Raw genomic sequence first — 17,825 nt, forward strand, 5'->3', positions numbered from 1 at the left:
TATGACCATCCGCGGATTCGCCTGTCCGCCCTCTGCGCCCTTGATGCCCGCCGCGCCCAGAAGCCGTCCGTTCCAGACCGTGAGGAGACCATGAAGATCGCCGTTCCGAAGGAATCCAGGGAGCACGAGAACCGCGTCGCCCTGGATCCCGACTCCTGCAAGAAATTGGTCCAGGCCGGGATCGAGGTGTCCATCGAAGCGGGCGCCGGAAGCAGCGCCTTCTTCTCGGACGAGGCCTACCGGAAAGCCGGGGCTTCGGTCGTTTCCGACCCGGCTGAACTGCTGGGGTCGGCGGATTTCACGCTGAAGGTGAACGCGCCCGGGCTGCGGGCCGACGGCCGCCACGAGGCCGACTTGATGAAGCCCGGATCCATGCTCCTGGCTTCGATCTTCCCCACCCGCAATCTCGAAGCGGTGAAGAAACTGGCTGACCGGAAGATCACGGCCTTCTCCACCGACTGCATCCCCCGCACCACCCGCGCCCAGGCCATGGACACCCTTTCGAGCCAGGGGAACATCGTGGGCTACAAGGGCGTCCTGCTGGGCGCGGTGGAATTGCCCAGCTATTTCCCGATGTTCATGACCGCCGCGGGGACCACCCTTTCGGCCAAGGTCTTCGTCATCGGCGCGGGCGTCGCGGGCCTCCAGGCCATCGCCACTGCCAAGCGCCTGGGCGCCAGCGTCACCGCCACGGATGTCCGCCCGGAGGTCAAGGAGCAGATCGAGTCCGTGGGCGGCAAATACATCGGCATCGAACTGCAGCAGAATACTCAAGGAGGGGGCGGCTACGCGGCGGAACTGTCGGCCGAGGACAAGGCCCGTCAGGCCAAGATGCTGGCCGACCACTGCGCCCAGGTGGACGTGGTGATCACGACGGCGCTCATCGGCGGCGTCCTGGCGCCGAAGCTCCTGGATGAAAGCATCGTGAAATCCATGAAGCCCGGGTCGGTGATCGTGGACCTGGGCGCCGATGGCGGAGGCAACTGCACCCTGTCCAAGGTCGGCGGCAGCATCGAGGTGGGCGGCGTCAGGATCATCGCGCCAACGAACCTGCCCTCCAGCCTGCCACACCACGCCAGCATGCTGTTTTCGCGGAACCTGCCTGAACTTCATGACGGCGTTCTGGAAGCAGGATGAGAACCGTTTCGACCTGGACTGGAACGACGACATCCTGAAAGCCTGCGCGGTGGTCCACGATGGCGTGGTCCTGCATGGCCCGGCCCTGAAGGCCTTGCAGGCTCTGGATCCGCCCCAGGCCTGACCCATAGCGGAAGGAGAATCGACTTTATGCGCCTTTCTGAGAACGCCACCGCCGCCGTCCAGGCGGACCCGGGTCCTGCGCCGGGAGGACATGGCCAGCTCGATTTCATGGGCGCCCTGTTCGTGTTCATGCTGGCCAGCTTCATCGGGATCATGGTCATCCAGCGGGTGTCCCGGCTGCTGCACACGCCGCTCATGAGCCTCACCAACGCCATCTCCGCCATCGCGGTGGTGGGCGCCATCATCGTGTCGGCGGGAAAGGACTATCCGCCCTACATCGTGGCCCTGGGCCTGGTCGCCATCATCTGCTCGACCACCAACATCGTGAGCGGCTTCCTCATCACGGACCGCATGCTGAAGATGTTCAAGAAGCAGGGCGGGGCCGGCAAATGAACCCCGAAAACCTCGTCCAGCTCCTATACCTCATTTCGACGGCCCTGTTCATCATGTCGCTCAAGTGGATGAGCGATCCAGCCACCGCCCGGAAAGGGGTTTTCTCGGGCGTGGCGGCCATGCTACTTGCGGTCGTGGGCACCTTGGCGGGTGTCTCCATCACGGGCGGAACCCATTATTGGTGGATTCTCGGCGCCTTCATCCTGGGTTCCGCGATCGGTTATCCGCTTGCCCAGGTCCCCTTGACCGCGGTTCCGCAACGGACGGCGCTTTCCCATGCTTTCGGCGGGTTGGCGGCGGGCCTTGTGGGCACCGCGAAATATTTCCTCTATTTTGGCCGGGGGGACGCGCCCTCGCTATCGCCCTTCATCATGGTGGCGCTGGTGGCGGAGATCCTGCTTGGCTTCCTGACCTTTACCGGTTCGTTGATGGCCGCAGGAAAGCTGCAGGAGGTGAAATGGATCCCCCAGCGGCCCGTGACCTATCCGCTGCAGAATGTCGGCAACATCGGCCTGCTGATCGTGGCCGTGGGGCTGGGGCTGGCGCTGATTCTGAACCCGCTGGCGGGCTGGGCCCCCTATGCCTTCATGGGCGTCATCCTTCTGGCTTTGGCCTTCGGCGTCCTCATGATCCTGCCCATCGGCGGCGCGGACATGCCGACGGTCATCTCGATCCTGAATGCCTATGCGGGCCTTTCCGCGGTCGCCATGGGCTTCGTGCTCAACAACAAGCTGCTGATCATCGCGGGCGCCCTGGATGGCAGCTCCGGCCTGATCCTGTCGATCATCATGTGCAAGGCCATGAACCGTTCCTTTGCGAATGTCCTGTTCGGCGCCTTCGGCCAGGCTCCGCAGGCCAGCGCGGCAGGCGAAGCGAAGGCCTACAAGAGCGACACCACCGAGAGCGCCGCGCAGGTGCTCGGCCAGGCCAACCTCGTGGTCATCGTCCCCGGCTACGGCCTGGCGGTGGCCCAGGCCCAGCACAAGGTCCGCGAGCTCTATGACCTGCTGAAAAAGAACGGCGTCACAGTCAAATTCGCGATCCATCCGGTGGCCGGCCGCATGCCGGGGCACATGAACGTGCTGCTGGCCGAGGCCGAGATTCCCTATGACGACCTGGTGGAAATGGACGTCATCAACGGGGACATGCCCCAGGCCGACGTGGCGCTCATCATCGGCGCCAACGACGTGGTCAACCCCGCCGCCCGCTCCGACAAGAGCAGCCCGATCTTCGGCATGCCGATCATCGACGCAGACAGGGCTCGGGCCGTCTACGCCATCAAGCGCTCCAAGAACCCGGGCTTCGCCGGCATCGACAACGAGCTCTACTTCCTCGACAAGACCTTCATGCTGTTCGGGGACGCCAAAGCAGTCGTGGGCGAACTGGCCAGGCATCTCGCGGATGAGGGCGGAGGGCACTAGCCATCAAGGACCATAGCGGGTGGCGTCCGCACAGGATTGAATGGACCACTTCAGGGCAGGTCTACCTCCGCTTCTGATGCTTGAAAGATGTTGATCTCCATCACAGTTGCAAGGTGCGGAATGCGGACTGCGCTGATTTATGAACTAAGATTCACAGAGAGCTATTTATAAAGAATCCTACAGAACCGCGCACAGTGGCTTTTACGGCGAACACGGACTGGCGGGGGGTGGTTTGCCGGGACTGCGGCGAATCAGTCTTGGCCGCTAGCTGTCTGATGTCTTGCTTGATGGTGTTCTACCAAGACCTGGAGTAATCGCATGAGTAAGTCCTCGAACTACGTGCTCCCCATCGCCAGTCTCTGTTGCGCCGCCTTTGTGTATGTCGCGCAACAAATGAGTGGCGCCTCGACTGGCTGCCTCACCGCCATCCTGATCTTCACATCCCTGGGCCTGGCGATCGCCGCCTTGATACGCACCTCGAATGCTCCGGTGGATGAGAACTTCGATGCCAAAGCGCTCTGGGAGGCCATCGCGAAGTTGAGGGTGGAAGTGGATTCACTGCGGAAACAGATCCACACCCAGGAGAACGTACTCAAGGACTCGTCCGCAGCGAAGGAAGACACCCACCCTGGGGTCGCGATCCCCCCTCCGCTGAAGTCGGTGATCGTCCAGCCATCAAGGCCCGCACCGGAATTCCGGAGTCCTAAAGCTGCCTACCCCGTCATCCCGGAATTGCCGAAGGCGCCAGAGCCGGAACCTGCCGTGCTTCCCGTGATCGCGACGCCAGGTCTGGCCGTAGCGGCAGCAGCGTTCGAAGTCTCGCCGCCCCCAGAGATCCCGGCCCTCCCCGAGCTTCCGCTGGCGCCTCCCGCCCTTCCTGTGCCTGAGCCTGTGGTCTTTACCGCCGCGCAACCCGCAGCGATCGTGGAACCCATCGTGCCAGCTTTCATGAAGGCCGAGGAACCCATCGCGCCCGAGCCTGCGCCCGAGCCGGAACCTGTCGTCGCACCAGGGTCATTAATCCCAGAATCTATGGCCCCATCCAGGCCGCAATGGGAGCCGTTGCCTGCGCCCGTTCCCCTGCCACTTCCAGGCCGACCAGCTTTCAAGCCCATGGTCCACCTGCCACCCCGTCGGAGATAGTGGAAAAGCCGCGGCGCAACATGGAGGACTTCCTCGGGACCCAGCTTTTCCTCAAAGCGGGGGTCGCCATCCTGGTGATCGGCGTGGTCTTCGCCATGGGCCTGGTGTTCCAGCGCATGGGGCCCCTTGGAAAGATCCTCATGGGCTACCTGGGCGCTCTCGCCATGCTCGGCGGGGGACTGTTCGCGGAGCGGAGACCCACCTACATGACCTTCGGCAGGGCGATCATCGCCGGGGCCTGGGGCATCCTGTATTTCGTCACCTACGCGGGCGGCTTCATCGAAGCCAGCAAGGTCTTTCCCAACCAGTCCGCGGCCATCATTGCGCTGCTTGTCGCCGCCGCTGCAGCCGTCGCCTTCTCGCTGCGCTACCGAAATGAGTGGACCACCACCTCGGCCTTCCTGCTCATCTTTCTGGGCCTCGGAACGGCGGCCTGGGAACTGCAGCCCACCTTCAATCTCACCAGCACGCTCATCGTGGCGCTCGCCATGGCAGTCCTGGTCTGGCGCACCGGATGGGTGCGCTTATTGGGTTTTGGCGTCCCGGCCACTTGGGGCACGCTCACTTTCTGGATCATCCGCCGCCCCAGCCTCGCCGCCGATGCCAGCCTGCTCATCACGCTGCTGCTGTGCTGGGCTGCCTTCCAGCTCGTACTCGTCTTCTTTGATGGGGACGAGGACCGGGAGCGCTGGATCGGCCTTTCCCAGATCGGCAACTTTCTCGGCGGTTTCGGCCTCTGCCTGCACCAGACCTTGCATGAGGGACGTCCCTGGATCTGGGCAGCCGGATTCGGCCTGGCGAATCTCCTGGTCGCCTGGGCCTACCAGCGCCGCGGACGCCGCACCATGTACCTGCTGGCGGCCACGGAGGCTTTCGCGGCCCTGGCGTTGGTGACCCCGCTCAGACTGGGCTGGAAGCATCACCTGACCCCGGTCTACCGACTCCTCGGCATCGAGATGCTCCTGGTGGGAGGCATCGTCCTGAAGGAAAAATATTTCCGGCGGATCGCCTACGGCGCGTTCTGCTTCACGCTCCTGGACATCCTCATCACCAAGCTCGATCCGGCCCTCGGCATGGGCAGAACCCTGTTGCTGGCGACGGCATCCGGTCTCTGGCTCCTCAACGCGGGCCTGCTCAGGACCTTCTGGAAAGAGACCTGCGAAGCGGCCCACGAGATCCCCATCGCTCCCTACTTCTTCAGCGCTGCAGGCACCTTCCTGCTGGGTCTCTTCATCTGGTTCGAGATTCCGGTCCGGAACTTGGGCAGCGCCTACGCCCTCCTGGCCCTGTTGTGGCTGGCTCTGGGATGGCTGAAAGGGCAGCGGGACACCCTTGCCGAAGCGCCCGTCCTGGGCTTCGTGGCGCTCGGCTCCGCCATCTATGCCTTGGTCTCCATTCCAGGAGAGCCCGGAACTGTCATGGCGCGCTGGGCAGGTGCGGGGGGCACCGCCCTGTTGCTGGGTGCCGGTAGCGCCCTGGCCCGCAGGAAACCCCATGAGGATGTCCCTGAAGAGGTAGCCCCATCCATTACGGCGTTCTTCGGATATCTCGGCGTGATCGCGACTTGGGCCTTGCTCTTCCGTGAACTTCCGGTGGCCTTGGTGGGCACGGGCTTCGGAATCCTGGCGATGGCCCTCATGGGCATCGCCGCCATTGGAAAATTCAAGGACGTCGCCACTTCGGCCTTCTTCACCTTGGCCGCGGCGCTGCTAATCCTTCTGCTCAAACCCGTGCCATCAGGCCCGCCCCTCTGGCACGTCACCCTCCATGGGTGGTCGCTGCTGAGCGTGTCCGCCGCCGCCTTTGCCATCGAAGCGATCGTCAGGTTCTCCAAGGACGAGACGTTTCTCTCCGAATCAGCCTGGACGGCCGCCCGCAGGTTCGCCGCGCTTTCCGGGTTCGTGCTGCTGCTGGTCGCGGCCTACACCGAGCTGCCCTTGGCCTGGCGGGCCACCGGCTTCGCGGCCCTTGCCGTGGTCTATTTCGGGATCGCCCTCTGGCGGGGCCACAAAGACCGCGCCAGAGGCGCCCTGGTCCTCTTCGGGTTCGCCCTGGTCCTGCTCTACGCAGAGCCAGCCCCCGCAACGCCCGGTTTGTGGCACATCAGCCACCGCGGGTGGTCTTTATTGGGTGTCGGCGCGATGGCCTTCATACTGGAGTGCCTGATCCGCAGGCCCGCCTCTGAGGCTCTGTTCACAAAGACAATACGGAACTGGGCGATGTATGCCGTGAGCATCCCCGGGCTCTTGCTTGGATGCCTCGCGCTCTATACCGAGGCCCCCACTCCGTGGATCGCGGTCTCCTTCGGCGTCGCAGCCATCGGCTACCTCCTTTTGGGCATCCGCTGGTGCCACAAGGACCGAGCCTATGAGGCTTACCTGTTGCTGATCTTCGGGCTCCTCACCCTGATCGCCAAGCCCGCCTCGCCGCAAGTGGGGTGGTTCCACCTCGGCATCCGTTCCTGGACGCTCATGGGCCTTGGGGCCACTGCCTTCATTCTGGAATTCATCTCCCGCCGGGATGGCGCCAGGGAGGTTCTGGGCGAAAAATGGAGGCAGGAACCCATCCTGTTCACGAGCCTCGTGGGGCTTGTGCTGGCCGTCCTCGTCCTTTTCATCGAGGTCCCCGATGCATGGCTCGCCGTGACAATGTCAGGTTTAGCCGTGCTCCATCTGGGCCTCGGGATGCTCTGGTCCCATCGGGAGCGAGCGCTCGCCTCCTTTGGCCTCATGGGGTTGGCCTTGGTGCTGCTCTGGGTCAAACCAGCCTCCACCATCACACTGTGGGGGGCCATCACGCTCCATGGCTGGACTCTGTTGGGGGTGGCCCTGGCTGCCTTCCTTTCCGAAGCCATGATCAGAATCCCCGCGGCTCAACGCGTGCTCAACGAGCGCGAACGGCAGGGCGCGCTCTGGTTTCATTCTCTCTCGGGCCTAACGCTTATGGTCTGCGCCGTCTGGACCGAAGTTCCTGATCCCTGGGTGGCACCGGCCTTGGCCTTCCTCTCGCTGCTTCTGCTGGGCATCGGCCTGTTGCTGGGTTTCAAGGAGCAGGTCCGGGGCTCGATCATCGTCGGGATGGTCACCCTCATCGCCCTGCGAGAGTTTGGCTTCCAAGCCCATGGGACCTGGTTCCACGTCGAGTATCGCGCCTGGAACCTGGGCATCTTGGCGACCCTGGCATTGACCCAAGAGTGGATCCTGGGCGCCTGGACCACTGCCACCGAAAAGCTCGACGAGCAGACCGTGGAAGCAGGAACGATCTTCAATAGCTTGGTCGGAATGGGCCTTCTGATCCTCCTGGCCGTGTTCGAATTCAAGCCTCTCTGGGTACCCGGCTCGCTCATGGCCTTCGGCCTGCTCTGGATGGTCTGGGCCCGCAAGCGCCCGTCCATTCTGCATGGCGCGGAGGCGCTGATTTTCGCATCGTCCTCCCTTGGCTGTGTGGTCGCGATGGTGGCCCAGATTTGGATGGTCCCAGGCCAGATCCAGGGCTTCTCCGAGCGCATCCTGGCGGTGTGCCTGGCCCTCGTTCTGGCGTACCTCGTCCACCGGGAAATTCATGGAGCCGTGGTCGAAGAGAAACGGGAAGACCTCCAGCTCCGGGACCTCATCCCGGGCCTGGAAGGCTATGGCAACATCCTACTGATCGCGACAACCTCCATCCTTGCCATCTTCATCAAGACCGAAGCCATTGAACAGCATAGGGACCAGCTCGTCCCCATCCTGTGGGGCGCACTGGCGCTGGCCCACTTCGAGCGCGGACGCGCCCTGGAGCGCTCCACCTGGCCTTTCCTCGGCCATGCCCTGATGGGGGCCGGACTGATCCATAGCCTGCTGGTCAACCTGGCCATGGATCAGGTGGCCATGGGCCTCAGCCTGCGCCTGTGGGCGTGCCTACCCCTCCTTGGGGCCATGGCCGTCGTCTATGGCCTCTGGAACCGGTTCCACCAGGGCGTGATCGATGGCGACCACGAATGGCTGCGAAATTCCTACCTCTACGCCGCCCAGTTTGTCCTGGGTGCGGTGCTGTTCTACGAGGTGAGGCGGCCCTACGTGTTGACCGCCTGGGCCATCCAGGGGGCGCTCACGCTTTTCATCGGCGCCTGGAAGCAGGACACCCATTGGCTCCGGGCAGCCCTGCTCTTGGCCTGTGCCAGCACCTTGCGCGCTTTCGGCCAGAACTTCTTCCACTGGGATGCCTTCGTGCCCAGCGGCGAGAATCTCGTGGCCATCCCGGTCGCATGCGCAGCCCTCCTGTCCGGCTATGTCCGCCTGAGGCTCGCGAATCCGCGCGCGGAGGAGGATGGAATCGAAGGGACCCAAACCGAGTTGTTCGCCGGACGGCACCGCATGCCCTGGTTCATCATGCAGGCCGTTCTCCTTGCCGCGTTCATCTGGCAGGAAGCGACCGGAACCTCCCTGACGGTCTGGGCGACGCTCTTCGGGTTCGGAATGGTGGGCCTGGGCTTCGCCGTTCGGGAACGCTTGGCGCGGCTGCTCGGCCTGGGCATCCTCTCGGCCTGCACCCTCAAGCTCTTCATCTGGGATTTGCGCGGCCTCCAAGGCCTCCCACGCGTGGCTTCGTTCATCGCCCTCGGCGTGGTGCTGATCACCGTCAGCTTCGTCTACACACGGTTCAAGGACCGCCTGGAAAGCCTGCTCTAGGCGTTGCCATCCACTGGAAGGAACACAGACAGAACCCGAAGTCCTCCATCCACCCCTCGTGTGGTTTCGAGGCCAACTTTTATTGAGCTGGGGTCCGGCCCGCTCAGTGCGACCCGGTGATGTAGTGCTCCAGCTGGGTGATGATGAAGCCCTGTTCGGAAATCACGCTCTTCACCACGTCCCCGACCGAGATGACCCCCACGACCTGGTCTCCTTCGATGACCGGCAGATGGCGGATGTGCTTGTCGGACATGAGGGCCATGCACTCTTCGATGCTCTGCTCGGGCCTGACGCAGACGACTTTGGGAGTCATGATCTGCTGCACAGTAAGGTCCTTCGAGGAGCGGCCGGCCAGCGCGACCTTGCGGGCATAGTCCCGCTCGGAAAAGATCCCGGTCAAGCGGTCCCCCTCCATGACCAGCACGGCGCCGATATTCTTTTCGGCCATGAGTTCCAGGGCCGTGAATACCGTGGCTCCCGGGGCCACCGACCAGAAATCCGACCCCTTTTCGCGGAGGAGTTGGTCGACACGTTTCATGGTTCGCTCCCAATCGAATCTGCTGTCCTGAAAGTTGATATCGGATATTACTCCGGATCAGCAGGAAATGCTGGGATTCTGATGCGATGTCTTTGAAACTGCACGGATTGATTCCATCGAAGGGCGGCTCCAGCAGCGAAGCATTGCTGGGGCTGTTCCTGCAATACCTCGAAGCCAAGGACCTCATCCTCTACCCCGCCCAGGAGGCGGCCATCCTGGAGGTCTTCGAAGGCCGGAATCTCATCCTGAACACACCTACGGGATCTGGGAAATCCCTGGTGGCCACGGCGCTTCATTTCATGAGCCTGGCCCGGGGGCGGCGATCGGTCTACACCTGCCCCATCAAGGCGCTGGTGAACGAGAAATGGATGGCGCTCTGCCGGGAATTCGGAGCGGAAAACGTGGGCCTCAGCACCGGCGACGCCACCGTGAACCGCGATGCGCCGATCCTCTGCTGCACCGCGGAGATCCTGGCCAACATGGCGCTGTCCGAAGGCGAGGAGGCCTTCGCCCATGACGTGGTGATGGACGAATTCCACTACTATGCGGACCGCGAGCGGGGCGTCGCCTGGCAGGTTCCGCTGCTGATCCTCAAGCGGACGCGGTTCCTGTTGATGAGCGCCACGCTCGGCGACACCAGCTTTTTCGAAACGGAACTGACGCGGCTCAACGGATTGCCCACGGCGACGGTGAAGTCCAGCGACCGTCCGGTTCCGTTGGGCTTCACCTACGCCGAAACACCGCTCGCTTTCACGTTGGAGAAGCTGGTGGAAAGCGGAAGGGCGCCGGTGTACGTGGTCCATTTCACCCAAGCCGATGCGGCCGCCAGCGCTCAGGACTTCACCAGTTTGAATGTGTGTAGCAAAGAGGGAAAGTCTGCCCTCGCCGCCGAGCTTGAGGGCTTCAAGTTCAACAGCCCCTACGGCCCCGACATGAAGCGCTGGCTGCGCCAGGGCATCGGCCTCCATCATGCGGGGCTCCTCCCCAAGTACCGGATCCTGGTGGAGCAGCTGGCCCAGAAGGGGCTGCTCAAGATCATCTGCGGGACGGACACGCTGGGCGTGGGCATCAATGTTCCGATCCGGACCGTGTTGTTCACCAAGCTCTGCAAGTACAATGGCGAAAAAACGGGCATTCTGAGCGCCCGTGACTTCCACCAGATCGCAGGCCGGGCTGGCCGCAAAGGTTTCGACGACGTGGGTTACGTGGTGGCCCAGGCACCAGAGCACGTGATCGAGAATCTGCGGTTGTCCCAGAAACCCGGCAAGAAGTTCGTGAAGCGCCAGGCTCCGGACCGCAACTACGCCCACTGGGACGAAGACACGTTCAAGCGCCTGATCGTCGCCCAGCCCGAGCGGCTGGGCTCACGCTTCCAGGTGTCCCACGCCATGCTGCTGAACGTGCTCAGCCGCAAGAGCGACGGCTGCCTGGCCATGCGCCAGCTCCTCCGGGACTGCCACGAGACGGACCGCCAGAAAGATGCTCACCGGAGACGCGGCTGGCAGCTTTTCAGGGCGCTGGTGGCGCGGCGCATCGTGGGGTTCATGCCGCCAGATGCGTCGGGCCGCAGGCTGCGCGTGAACGTGGAATTGCAGGACGACTTCTCCATGAACCAGACCCTGTCCCTTTACCTGATGGACACGATTCCTTTGCTGGATTACGAATCGCCGGACTATGCCCTGGATCTGCTGACCCTGGTGGAAAGCATCCTGGAAGATCCGGATCAGATCCTGCGGAAGCAGTTGGACCGGGTGAAGGGCAGGGCCATCGCCGAGATGAAGATGGCGGGCATCGAGTACGAGCAGCGCATGGCGGAGCTGGAAAAGCTGGAATACCCCAAACCCCTGCGCGAATTCATCTACAGCACCTTCAACGAATTCGCGGACAAACATCCGTGGGTGGGACAGGAGAACATCCGCCCCAAGTCCATCGTCCGCGAGATGTTCGAAAGCTACCTCAGCTTCGCCGACTACGTGCGCGCCTACGACTTGCAGCGGGTCGAGGGACTGCTGCTGCGCCATATCCACAGCACGTTCAAGGTGCTTGCCCAGACCGTTCCGGATGGACTAAAAAACGACGAAGCGTGGGAGATGCAGGCCTACCTCGGCGCCATGCTCCGCCAGGTGGATTCCAGCCTGCTGGATGCCTGGGAGAAGATGCAGAACCCCGACTACGTGCGGGATGAAGCAATCCTGGCCATGCCCGGCGCCGAGGAAGCCGCCAGGGACATCACCCGCGATCGCAAGGCCTTCCACGCCGCCATCCGGTCGCAGGTCTTCGTGTTCCTGCGCCGCCTGGCCTCCAGCGACTGGGAGGATGCTCTGCAAAGCTTGGAATCGGCGCCGAACGTTCCGCCGTTGGATGGCGAGGAGCGCCCCTGGACACCCGAGCGGTTGAAGGCCATGGTGGCGCAGTATCTCGCCAGCCACCAGGGGCCGCGTCTGGATCCCGAAGGCCGCAATGCCCGCCACACCTACATCCAGCCCAAGGCCGGAGCCCCCGCGATCGTGGTCGTCCAGCAGATGCTCGTCGACAACGAAGAACTCAATGATTGGACCGCCGAGTTCGAGGTGGACCTGAACGCATCCCGGGAAGCCGGCCAGCCGGTGATGCGGCTGATCAGGATGGGGGAATACCGGTAGGCCACATCGATCTGGTATAGATCGGCCTCAAGATTCCAAAACATAAAAAAATTATTAGCCACAAAGAACACAAAGTTCACAAAGAAAAGCATTTCAATTATTTCAACTTTTCAACTTTTCAACTTTTCAACTTTTTAACTTTTCAACCTTGTATTCTTTGTAGCTAATCATCCTTTTTTGTTATTTGTTCTATTAAATTCAGCGAATCTTTGTGGCGCAATTTTATTCAGCTTGGCCTGATCCTCGCTGCGGTGACTTTGTACTCCGGGGTTTCGGTGAAATTGTCTCGGCCTTGTCCGGTAGCCCGGTTCACGAACGCTTCCGGGTTGTGGAAGACGCCGAAGCATTCGCCGGGCCGAACCACGTCGGTGATCCACGCATGGGCGGGGAATTGGCCGTGGCGGGTTTCCACCACCACGGGGCCGCCGTCCGCGATCCCTAGGGGGCCCGCATCCTGCGGATGGATCTGGATCCAGTCGTCCCGCTGGAGTTCGCGGTTGCGGGTCCGCCCGGTCATGGTGGCCGCGTTGAAGTGGTAGAGCGTCCGGCCGGTGTTCATCAGCAATGGGAACTCGGCCGTGGGGATTTCAGCGCTGGGCCGGTAGGCCAGGGCCCTGAATGCGGCGCGAGGGCCTTTCGGAAAGCGGCCGGCATGGAGGACGGTGGTGCCCGGATGGTCCTCGGAGGGGCAGGGCCATTGGATTCCCACGGATTCGATCCGCGGATAGGTGATGCCTCTGGCCACCGGCCAGACCTGGCGGATCTCTTCCCAGACGGCCTCGGCGGCAACGGCATCGGTGGCGCCAGCGTCGAGGAAAGCGAAGTGGTCCGCGAATCCCAGCCGCTGCCCCAGCAGGCAGGCGACCTCGAGATCGGTCTTCACGCCGGGATGGAGCGGGATGGCCGCCCGCACCCGCTGGACACGGCGTTCGCCGTTCATGAAGGTGCCCTCTTTTTCGAAGGAGCTGGCCACCGGCAGGAACACCGTCCCGAAGGCCTTGGCCGTTTCGGTCATGAACAGGTCCACCACCACCATGGCGTTGAGGCGCCCCAGGGCCTCGGCCGTGCGGTGGGCGTCCGGGTTGCTGAGCAGCACATCGTAGCCGAACACCACCATGCCCTTCAGCCGGCCTTCGAAAGCCGCGTCCACCATGCCCATCACCGACAGACCGGCGGTTTCGGGGATGGGCACTCCCCACACCTGCTCGTGGAGTTCCCGGGCGGCGGCGATGGGCTGGTAGCCGGTGAGGCGCGAGGGCTCGCAGCCCATGTTCGCGCTCCCCTGGACGTTGTTCTGGCCCCGGAGTGGATTGACTCCCGAGCCGGGCTTGCCGATGTTGCCGGTCAGCAGCGCGAGCTGGGCCAAAGCCATGACGCCCTCGGTGCCCTGGATCTGCTCGGTCAGGCCCAGCCCGTTGATGGCCAGGGCAGGCCGTGTCGAGGCATAGAGCCTGGCGGCTTGCCGGATGGATTCTGCGCCGACGCCGCAGACCTGGGCGGCGCGTTCCGGAGGCCACTCTTCGGCCGCGGTCCGGAAGGCCTCCAGGTTCTCGGTGCGGGCTTCCAGAAAGGGACGATCCTCCAGGCCTTCCGCGAGGATCACCTGGGCCATCGCCAGGAGCAGGGGCAGGTTCGTGCCCGGGCGCGGCGCCAGATGGACCGAGGCGTGGCCGGCGAGCTCGATGCGGCGGGGATCGATGACGATGAGCGGTATGCCGGCCAGGGCGCGCTGCTTGATGCGGTTGCCCACGATGGGGTGGTTCTCGGTGGGATTGGCGCCCACGATCATGATCAGGGCGGCCTTCTCGATGTCTTCGAAACTGTTGGTGGCGGCGCCGGTCCCGAAGACCTGGCCCAGGCCCGCGGCGCTGGGCGCGTGGCAGACCCGGGCGCAGCAGTCCACGTTGTTCGTGCCCACCACGACGCGCGCCAGCTTCTGCACCAGGTAGGAGTCTTCGTTGGTGGCGCGGGAGGAGCCCAGGAAGCCGATGGCGTCGGGTCCGTGCATTTCCCGGATGCGCCGGATGGCGGCGGCGGCCTCATCCAGGGCCTCATCCCAGGAAACCTGGACCCACTCGCCATTCCGCCGGACAGCCGGTTGCGCCACGCGGTCCGGGGCATCGACGATGCCCGTTCCATAACGGCCCTTCACGCACAAATGGCCGGCATTGACGGGGGAATCCATCAACGGGCGCACGCTCGCGATGCGGCCGTCCTTGACGCCGATTTCCATGCCGCAGCCCACGCCGCAGTAGGGGCAGGTGGTGCTGGTCCAGCTATCCGGGATGCCATGGACAAAGTGCGAAGCATCCTCCAGCGCACCGGTGGGGCAGGTATCCACACAGGCTCCGCAGCTCACGCAGGGGCTGTGGAGGAGCGAATCCGCGAATCCCGGCGCCACATGGGTGCTGCCACCCCGGTCGATCGCTTTCCACACGAACTGGCCCTGCAGTTCCTCGCAGATCCGGACACAGCGGTAGCATTCGATGCACTGGGACAGGTCCACGCGGATGTAGGGGTGGGTGGTGTCCAACCGGTCGGGATCACCCTTCCCGGCGGGCGCCACGCCGTAGTGGCGGAGCCAGCGGTGGAAGGGTTCATGGGGGTGCGCATCCACCGCGGCGGAAGGATAGTCCCGGGCCATCATGGCCAGCACGCCCCGGCGATAGTCCTCCAGTTCAGGCGTGTGGGTTCGCACGACCATGCCCGGTTCCGCCACGGTGGAGCAGGCGCAGAGATTCCGCTCCTGGCCGGTTAGGGACCGTCGCAAAAAAACCTGTGCAGTTCTGGTTTTTTTGTTACGGACCCTTATGCCGGTCCACCACCGAGATGCGCAAGTTATTTTGCAGCGACGGCCGACTTCAACTTCGCACATCCGGCAAAGCGAAGCCGGCTTCAGACGCGGATCGTGGCAGAGGGTGGGGACTTCCAGGCCCTGCCGGGACAGCACCGTGAGCAGCGTGTCTCCCGGCTCGGCCGTGACCCGTCGATCATTCACTGTGAGGGCCAGTCCGGTCATGGCGATCCACCCGTCCGTAGGATCCTTCGGGGCCCTGCGCGCCGCAAGCTTTTGAAAACAGGCTTGAAAGATTGTTCGTGGCGGGGCTTGGATTCCGGTATTCCGGACCGGGAAACTCTTGATACAAATCACAGCGAATCGGACCCAATTTGTGGCCGCTTCTCCAAGGTTCGGGATAGGTGTCCTTTGCCATGGGGTCGAAGCAGGCGCTGGTTGGAGTCTATATGTCAAGACTCGTCAAACAGCCACGACAGAGCTGGATTTCAAATGGTTGGTGCCCCCCGGCGGATGGGCGTTCCCGGGGTGGCGGCATTGGTGGGGATTTTTTCCGCAGGCGCCGGAACCACCGGGCCATCCGGGCGCCTCCAGAGGCGCCAGCCAGCCTTCCCCTCCAACCCCTTTCCATCCACGAGGTCACCATGTCCCTTGTCCTGAAACAGCGCCCCAAGAATGTCGGGATGGCGCGAGAATCGCTTTTCGAGGACCCCCTCCGCATGCTGAGGGAGGCCAACCGCTGGGATCCATTCCAGGATCTCGGCCTGCGCACCAGCAATAAAATGGAAACCTTCCTGCCCGCCTTCGACTTGAAGGAGACTCCCAACGAGTTTTCCCTGAAGGCCGATCTTCCGGGGATGAAGGAAAACGATATTGAGATCTCCGTCTCCGGCAACCGCCTGACCATCAGCGGGAAGCGCGAGGAAGAAATCACGCGGGACGACGAGGTCTGCTACGCCTATGAGCGCACCTTCGGCAGCTTCAGCCGCGCCATCGCCCTTCCGGAGGATGTCGACGCCAACAAGGTGAAGGCCGAATTGAAAAATGGCGTGCTCTCAGTGACCGTGCCCAAGAGTCCCGAGATCCGTCCCAAGAAGGTGGAAGTGAAGACATCATGAATTCCCTAGCGCCGTTTCTGAATGAATCCGCGCACCCGTTTCTCCGGGATTCGGCGAATCCCCAGGCGCGGCGGGTGCGCATCAAAACCACCGCCAGGATCGACCGCAACCGGTTCAGGGGGATGGTCGCCTCCGCCAGGGCGATCCGGTCCGCCAAGCGGAAGCGCTCCGTGAGCGGTCACTGACAAACCACGCATCCATTCCATAGTCTGGAATCCTTCGCCCGCACTTGATTCCTCCGCGCCGTCCCAACGGGCGGAGGGCATCGAGGCGGGCGAAGCAGCGCAGGCGCGCAGGCTTTTTTAGGAAAAATCCCCGTGCTTGAGAGTTGTGATCTCGGACACGCGGATTTCGGACCACATTCTAGGAACGAACAAGGGGGACCAGGATGCTCTGGATGGCTGCTGCTTTGGTGATGACCCTTTCCGGAGCCGGGGCACTGGGGACCGGCACTCCGCCCGCCCAGCCCGCCAGAGCCCAAAAGAAGGAGCAACTGGTGGAGGCCAAGGCGCCGCCCCTCACGGACGGGATCTTCCCTTGCAGCCAGTGCCACAACGAAAAAGTGAACGGGAAACTCAACCCCGCGCGCCGGGAACTCCAGTTCCACGACGACATCCAGGCGGAATTCCACCACGACAGCGAAAACCGCTGGTGCCTGGACTGCCACGACGCGAAGAACCGCGATGTGCTCCATCTCACCAGCGGCGCGCCGGTGGCGTTCAGCGAGTCCTACAAGCTTTGCGGCCAGTGCCACGGGGACAAGTACCGGGACTGGAAACGGGGCGTCCACGGCAAGCGCATCGGCCAATGGAACGGAGAGAAGACCTACCTGCTGTGTGTCCATTGCCACAATCCCCACACCCCGCGATTCAAGCCCATCAAGCCACTTCCCCCACCCGTCCGCCCCAGTGAGATGAAGCGAGGAGCCCGATGAATCCTTCCAGCAAATCCGGCGGGTGCGGTTCCGGGGCGATGGACCCCGGACGCCGCGATGTCTTGAAATTCCTGGCCGTCGGCGCCACCGTCGCCTCCGGCGCAGCCTGCGACCTGGAAGGGTTCTTCCGGAAGTCCTTCCGGGAACTCTCCCCGGCGGATGTCCGGCGGATGGTCACGAGCTGGGAGCGGAAGTATTCCCGGCAATACGGGAAGTCGGTCACCGTGAGCGAAGCTGGCCCCATGGACGGCGTCAAGTTCGGGTACGGCCTCGACCTTTCCCGCTGCGTGGGCTGCCGGCGCTGCGTCTACGCCTGCGTCGAAGAGAACAACCAGTCCCGGAAGGAGCCGCAGATCCAATGGATCCGGGTGCTGGAGATGGACAAGGCCCACGGCATCGACATCAATCATTCCGATGTCTATTACGACGCGGCGGAGGTGCCCCGCCCGGGCAAGTTCTACATGCCGGTGCAGTGCCAGCAATGCGATGATCCGCCCTGCGTGAAAACCTGCCCGGTCGGCGCCACCTGGAAGGAAAAGGACGGCATCGTGGTCGTGGACTACGACTGGTGCATCGGCTGCCGCTGCTGCATGTCCGCCTGCCCCTACGGCGCCCGCCATTTCAATTGGGCCGAGCCGAGCCTTCCGGCGGAGGAAATGAACCCCAAGACGCATGTGCTGGGCAACCGCCCGCGGCCCAAGGGCGTGGTGGAAAAGTGCACCTTCTGCATCCAGCGCACCCGTGAAGGCCTTTATCCAGCCTGCGTGGAAATCTGCCCCGTGGGGGCGCGCAAATTCGGCAATCTCCTGGATCCTGATAGCGAGATCCGCCAGGCCATGGACACCAAGCGCGTGTTCATCCTGAAAGAGGAACTTGCCACCCACCCGAGCTTTTTCTACTTCTACGCGACTTAGG

At 63.3% G+C, this 17,825-nt stretch carries 11 protein-coding genes and 1 pseudogene; 10 read left to right on the top strand and 2 right to left on the bottom strand.

All coding sequences use genetic code 11. The features are described from left to right. Window positions 1–90: 90 nt before the first annotated feature. The 5 genes and pseudogenes from IPQ13_14850 to IPQ13_14870 all read left to right on the top strand — a co-directional run bounded on the left by IPQ13_14850 (window position 91) and on the right by IPQ13_14870 (window position 8,884). Window positions 91–1,261: pseudogene (locus IPQ13_14850) on the top strand (Re/Si-specific NAD(P)(+) transhydrogenase subunit alpha). A gap of 107 nt (window positions 1,262–1,368) precedes the next feature. After that, window positions 1,369–1,653: an NAD(P) transhydrogenase subunit alpha gene (locus IPQ13_14855; GenBank protein MBL0212170.1), complete on the top strand. Its 285-nt coding sequence runs from the start codon at window positions 1,369–1,371 to the stop codon at window positions 1,651–1,653. Continuing rightward, window positions 1,650–3,074: an NAD(P)(+) transhydrogenase (Re/Si-specific) subunit beta gene (locus IPQ13_14860; GenBank protein ID MBL0212171.1), complete on the top strand. Its 1,425-nt coding sequence runs from the start codon at window positions 1,650–1,652 to the stop codon at window positions 3,072–3,074. Before IPQ13_14855 ends, IPQ13_14860 begins: the two co-directional genes overlap by 4 nt. A gap of 318 nt (window positions 3,075–3,392) precedes the next feature. Then, a complete protein-coding gene (locus IPQ13_14865; GenBank protein MBL0212172.1) occupies window positions 3,393–4,217 on the top strand; it encodes a hypothetical protein in 825 nt (274 codons plus the stop codon). Further along, on the top strand, window positions 4,217–8,884 hold the full coding sequence (locus IPQ13_14870) for a DUF2339 domain-containing protein (protein ID MBL0212173.1): 4,668 nt from the start codon (window positions 4,217–4,219) through the stop codon (window positions 8,882–8,884). Before IPQ13_14865 ends, IPQ13_14870 begins: the two co-directional genes overlap by 1 nt. A 103-nt stretch (window positions 8,885–8,987) precedes the next feature. Here the strand turns inward: IPQ13_14870 and IPQ13_14875 are convergent, their stop codons facing one another. Further along, the gene (locus tag IPQ13_14875; protein MBL0212174.1) at window positions 8,988–9,422 is read right to left on the bottom strand and encodes a CBS domain-containing protein; all 435 of its coding nucleotides are present in this window, start codon (window positions 9,420–9,422) and stop codon (window positions 8,988–8,990) included. A gap of 86 nt (window positions 9,423–9,508) precedes the next feature. Between IPQ13_14875 and IPQ13_14880 the strand changes: the two genes are divergently transcribed. Further along, the gene (locus IPQ13_14880; GenBank protein ID MBL0212175.1) at window positions 9,509–12,064 is read left to right on the top strand and encodes a DUF3516 domain-containing protein; all 2,556 of its coding nucleotides are present in this window, start codon (window positions 9,509–9,511) and stop codon (window positions 12,062–12,064) included. Between the two features lie 226 nt (window positions 12,065–12,290). Here IPQ13_14880 and fdhF read toward each other — a convergent pair whose 3' ends face one another. After that, complete coding sequence (gene fdhF / locus IPQ13_14885; protein MBL0212176.1) at window positions 12,291–15,083, bottom strand: formate dehydrogenase subunit alpha; 2,793 nt, start codon at window positions 15,081–15,083, stop codon at window positions 12,291–12,293. Window positions 15,084–15,502: 419 nt separating this feature from the next. On the opposite strand from fdhF, the gene IPQ13_14890 reads away from it, so the two are divergent. The 4 genes from IPQ13_14890 to IPQ13_14905 all read left to right on the top strand — a co-directional run bounded on the left by IPQ13_14890 (window position 15,503) and on the right by IPQ13_14905 (window position 17,824). Beyond that, entirely contained in the window at window positions 15,503–15,976 is a 474-nt protein-coding gene (locus IPQ13_14890) for an Hsp20/alpha crystallin family protein (GenBank protein ID MBL0212177.1), read from the top strand. Further along, window positions 15,973–16,161: a hypothetical protein gene (locus tag IPQ13_14895; protein MBL0212178.1), complete on the top strand. Its 189-nt coding sequence runs from the start codon at window positions 15,973–15,975 to the stop codon at window positions 16,159–16,161. Before IPQ13_14890 ends, IPQ13_14895 begins: the two co-directional genes overlap by 4 nt. A gap of 203 nt (window positions 16,162–16,364) precedes the next feature. After that, window positions 16,365–16,910 carry a hypothetical protein gene (locus IPQ13_14900; GenBank protein ID MBL0212179.1) on the top strand — a complete coding sequence of 182 codons (546 nt, stop codon included), beginning with the start codon at window positions 16,365–16,367 and terminating at the stop codon, window positions 16,908–16,910. Beyond that, window positions 16,907–17,824 (top strand): 4Fe-4S dicluster domain-containing protein, encoded by a 918-nt coding sequence (locus IPQ13_14905; GenBank protein MBL0212180.1) that lies wholly within the window; start codon window positions 16,907–16,909, stop codon window positions 17,822–17,824. The genes IPQ13_14900 and IPQ13_14905 overlap by 4 nt, the downstream gene beginning before the upstream one ends. Window position 17,825: the final 1 nt, after the last annotated feature.

The organism is Holophagaceae bacterium (assembly GCA_016720465.1).
Taxonomy (GTDB): Bacteria; Acidobacteriota; Holophagae; order Holophagales; family Holophagaceae; genus JANXPB01.

Bases quoted from the DNA above. Each gene is read 5' to 3' on its own strand.
- IPQ13_14855 (MBL0212170.1), top strand. From the start codon at position 1,369: ATGGGCGCCCTGTTCGTGTTCATGCTGGCCAGCTTCATCGGGATCATG.
- IPQ13_14860 (MBL0212171.1), top strand. From the start codon at position 1,650: ATGAACCCCGAAAACCTCGTCCAGCTCCTATACCTCATTTCGACGGCC.
- IPQ13_14865 (MBL0212172.1), top strand. From the start codon at position 3,393: ATGAGTAAGTCCTCGAACTACGTGCTCCCCATCGCCAGTCTCTGTTGC.
- IPQ13_14875 (MBL0212174.1), bottom strand. From the start codon at position 9,422: ATGAAACGTGTCGACCAACTCCTCCGCGAAAAGGGGTCGGATTTCTGG.
- IPQ13_14880 (MBL0212175.1), top strand. From the start codon at position 9,509: ATGTCTTTGAAACTGCACGGATTGATTCCATCGAAGGGCGGCTCCAGC.
- fdhF (MBL0212176.1), bottom strand. From the start codon at position 15,083: ATGACCGGACTGGCCCTCACAGTGAATGATCGACGGGTCACGGCCGAG.
- IPQ13_14890 (MBL0212177.1), top strand. From the start codon at position 15,503: ATGTCCCTTGTCCTGAAACAGCGCCCCAAGAATGTCGGGATGGCGCGA.
- IPQ13_14895 (MBL0212178.1), top strand. From the start codon at position 15,973: ATGAATTCCCTAGCGCCGTTTCTGAATGAATCCGCGCACCCGTTTCTC.
- IPQ13_14900 (MBL0212179.1), top strand. From the start codon at position 16,365: ATGCTCTGGATGGCTGCTGCTTTGGTGATGACCCTTTCCGGAGCCGGG.
- IPQ13_14905 (MBL0212180.1), top strand. From the start codon at position 16,907: ATGAATCCTTCCAGCAAATCCGGCGGGTGCGGTTCCGGGGCGATGGAC.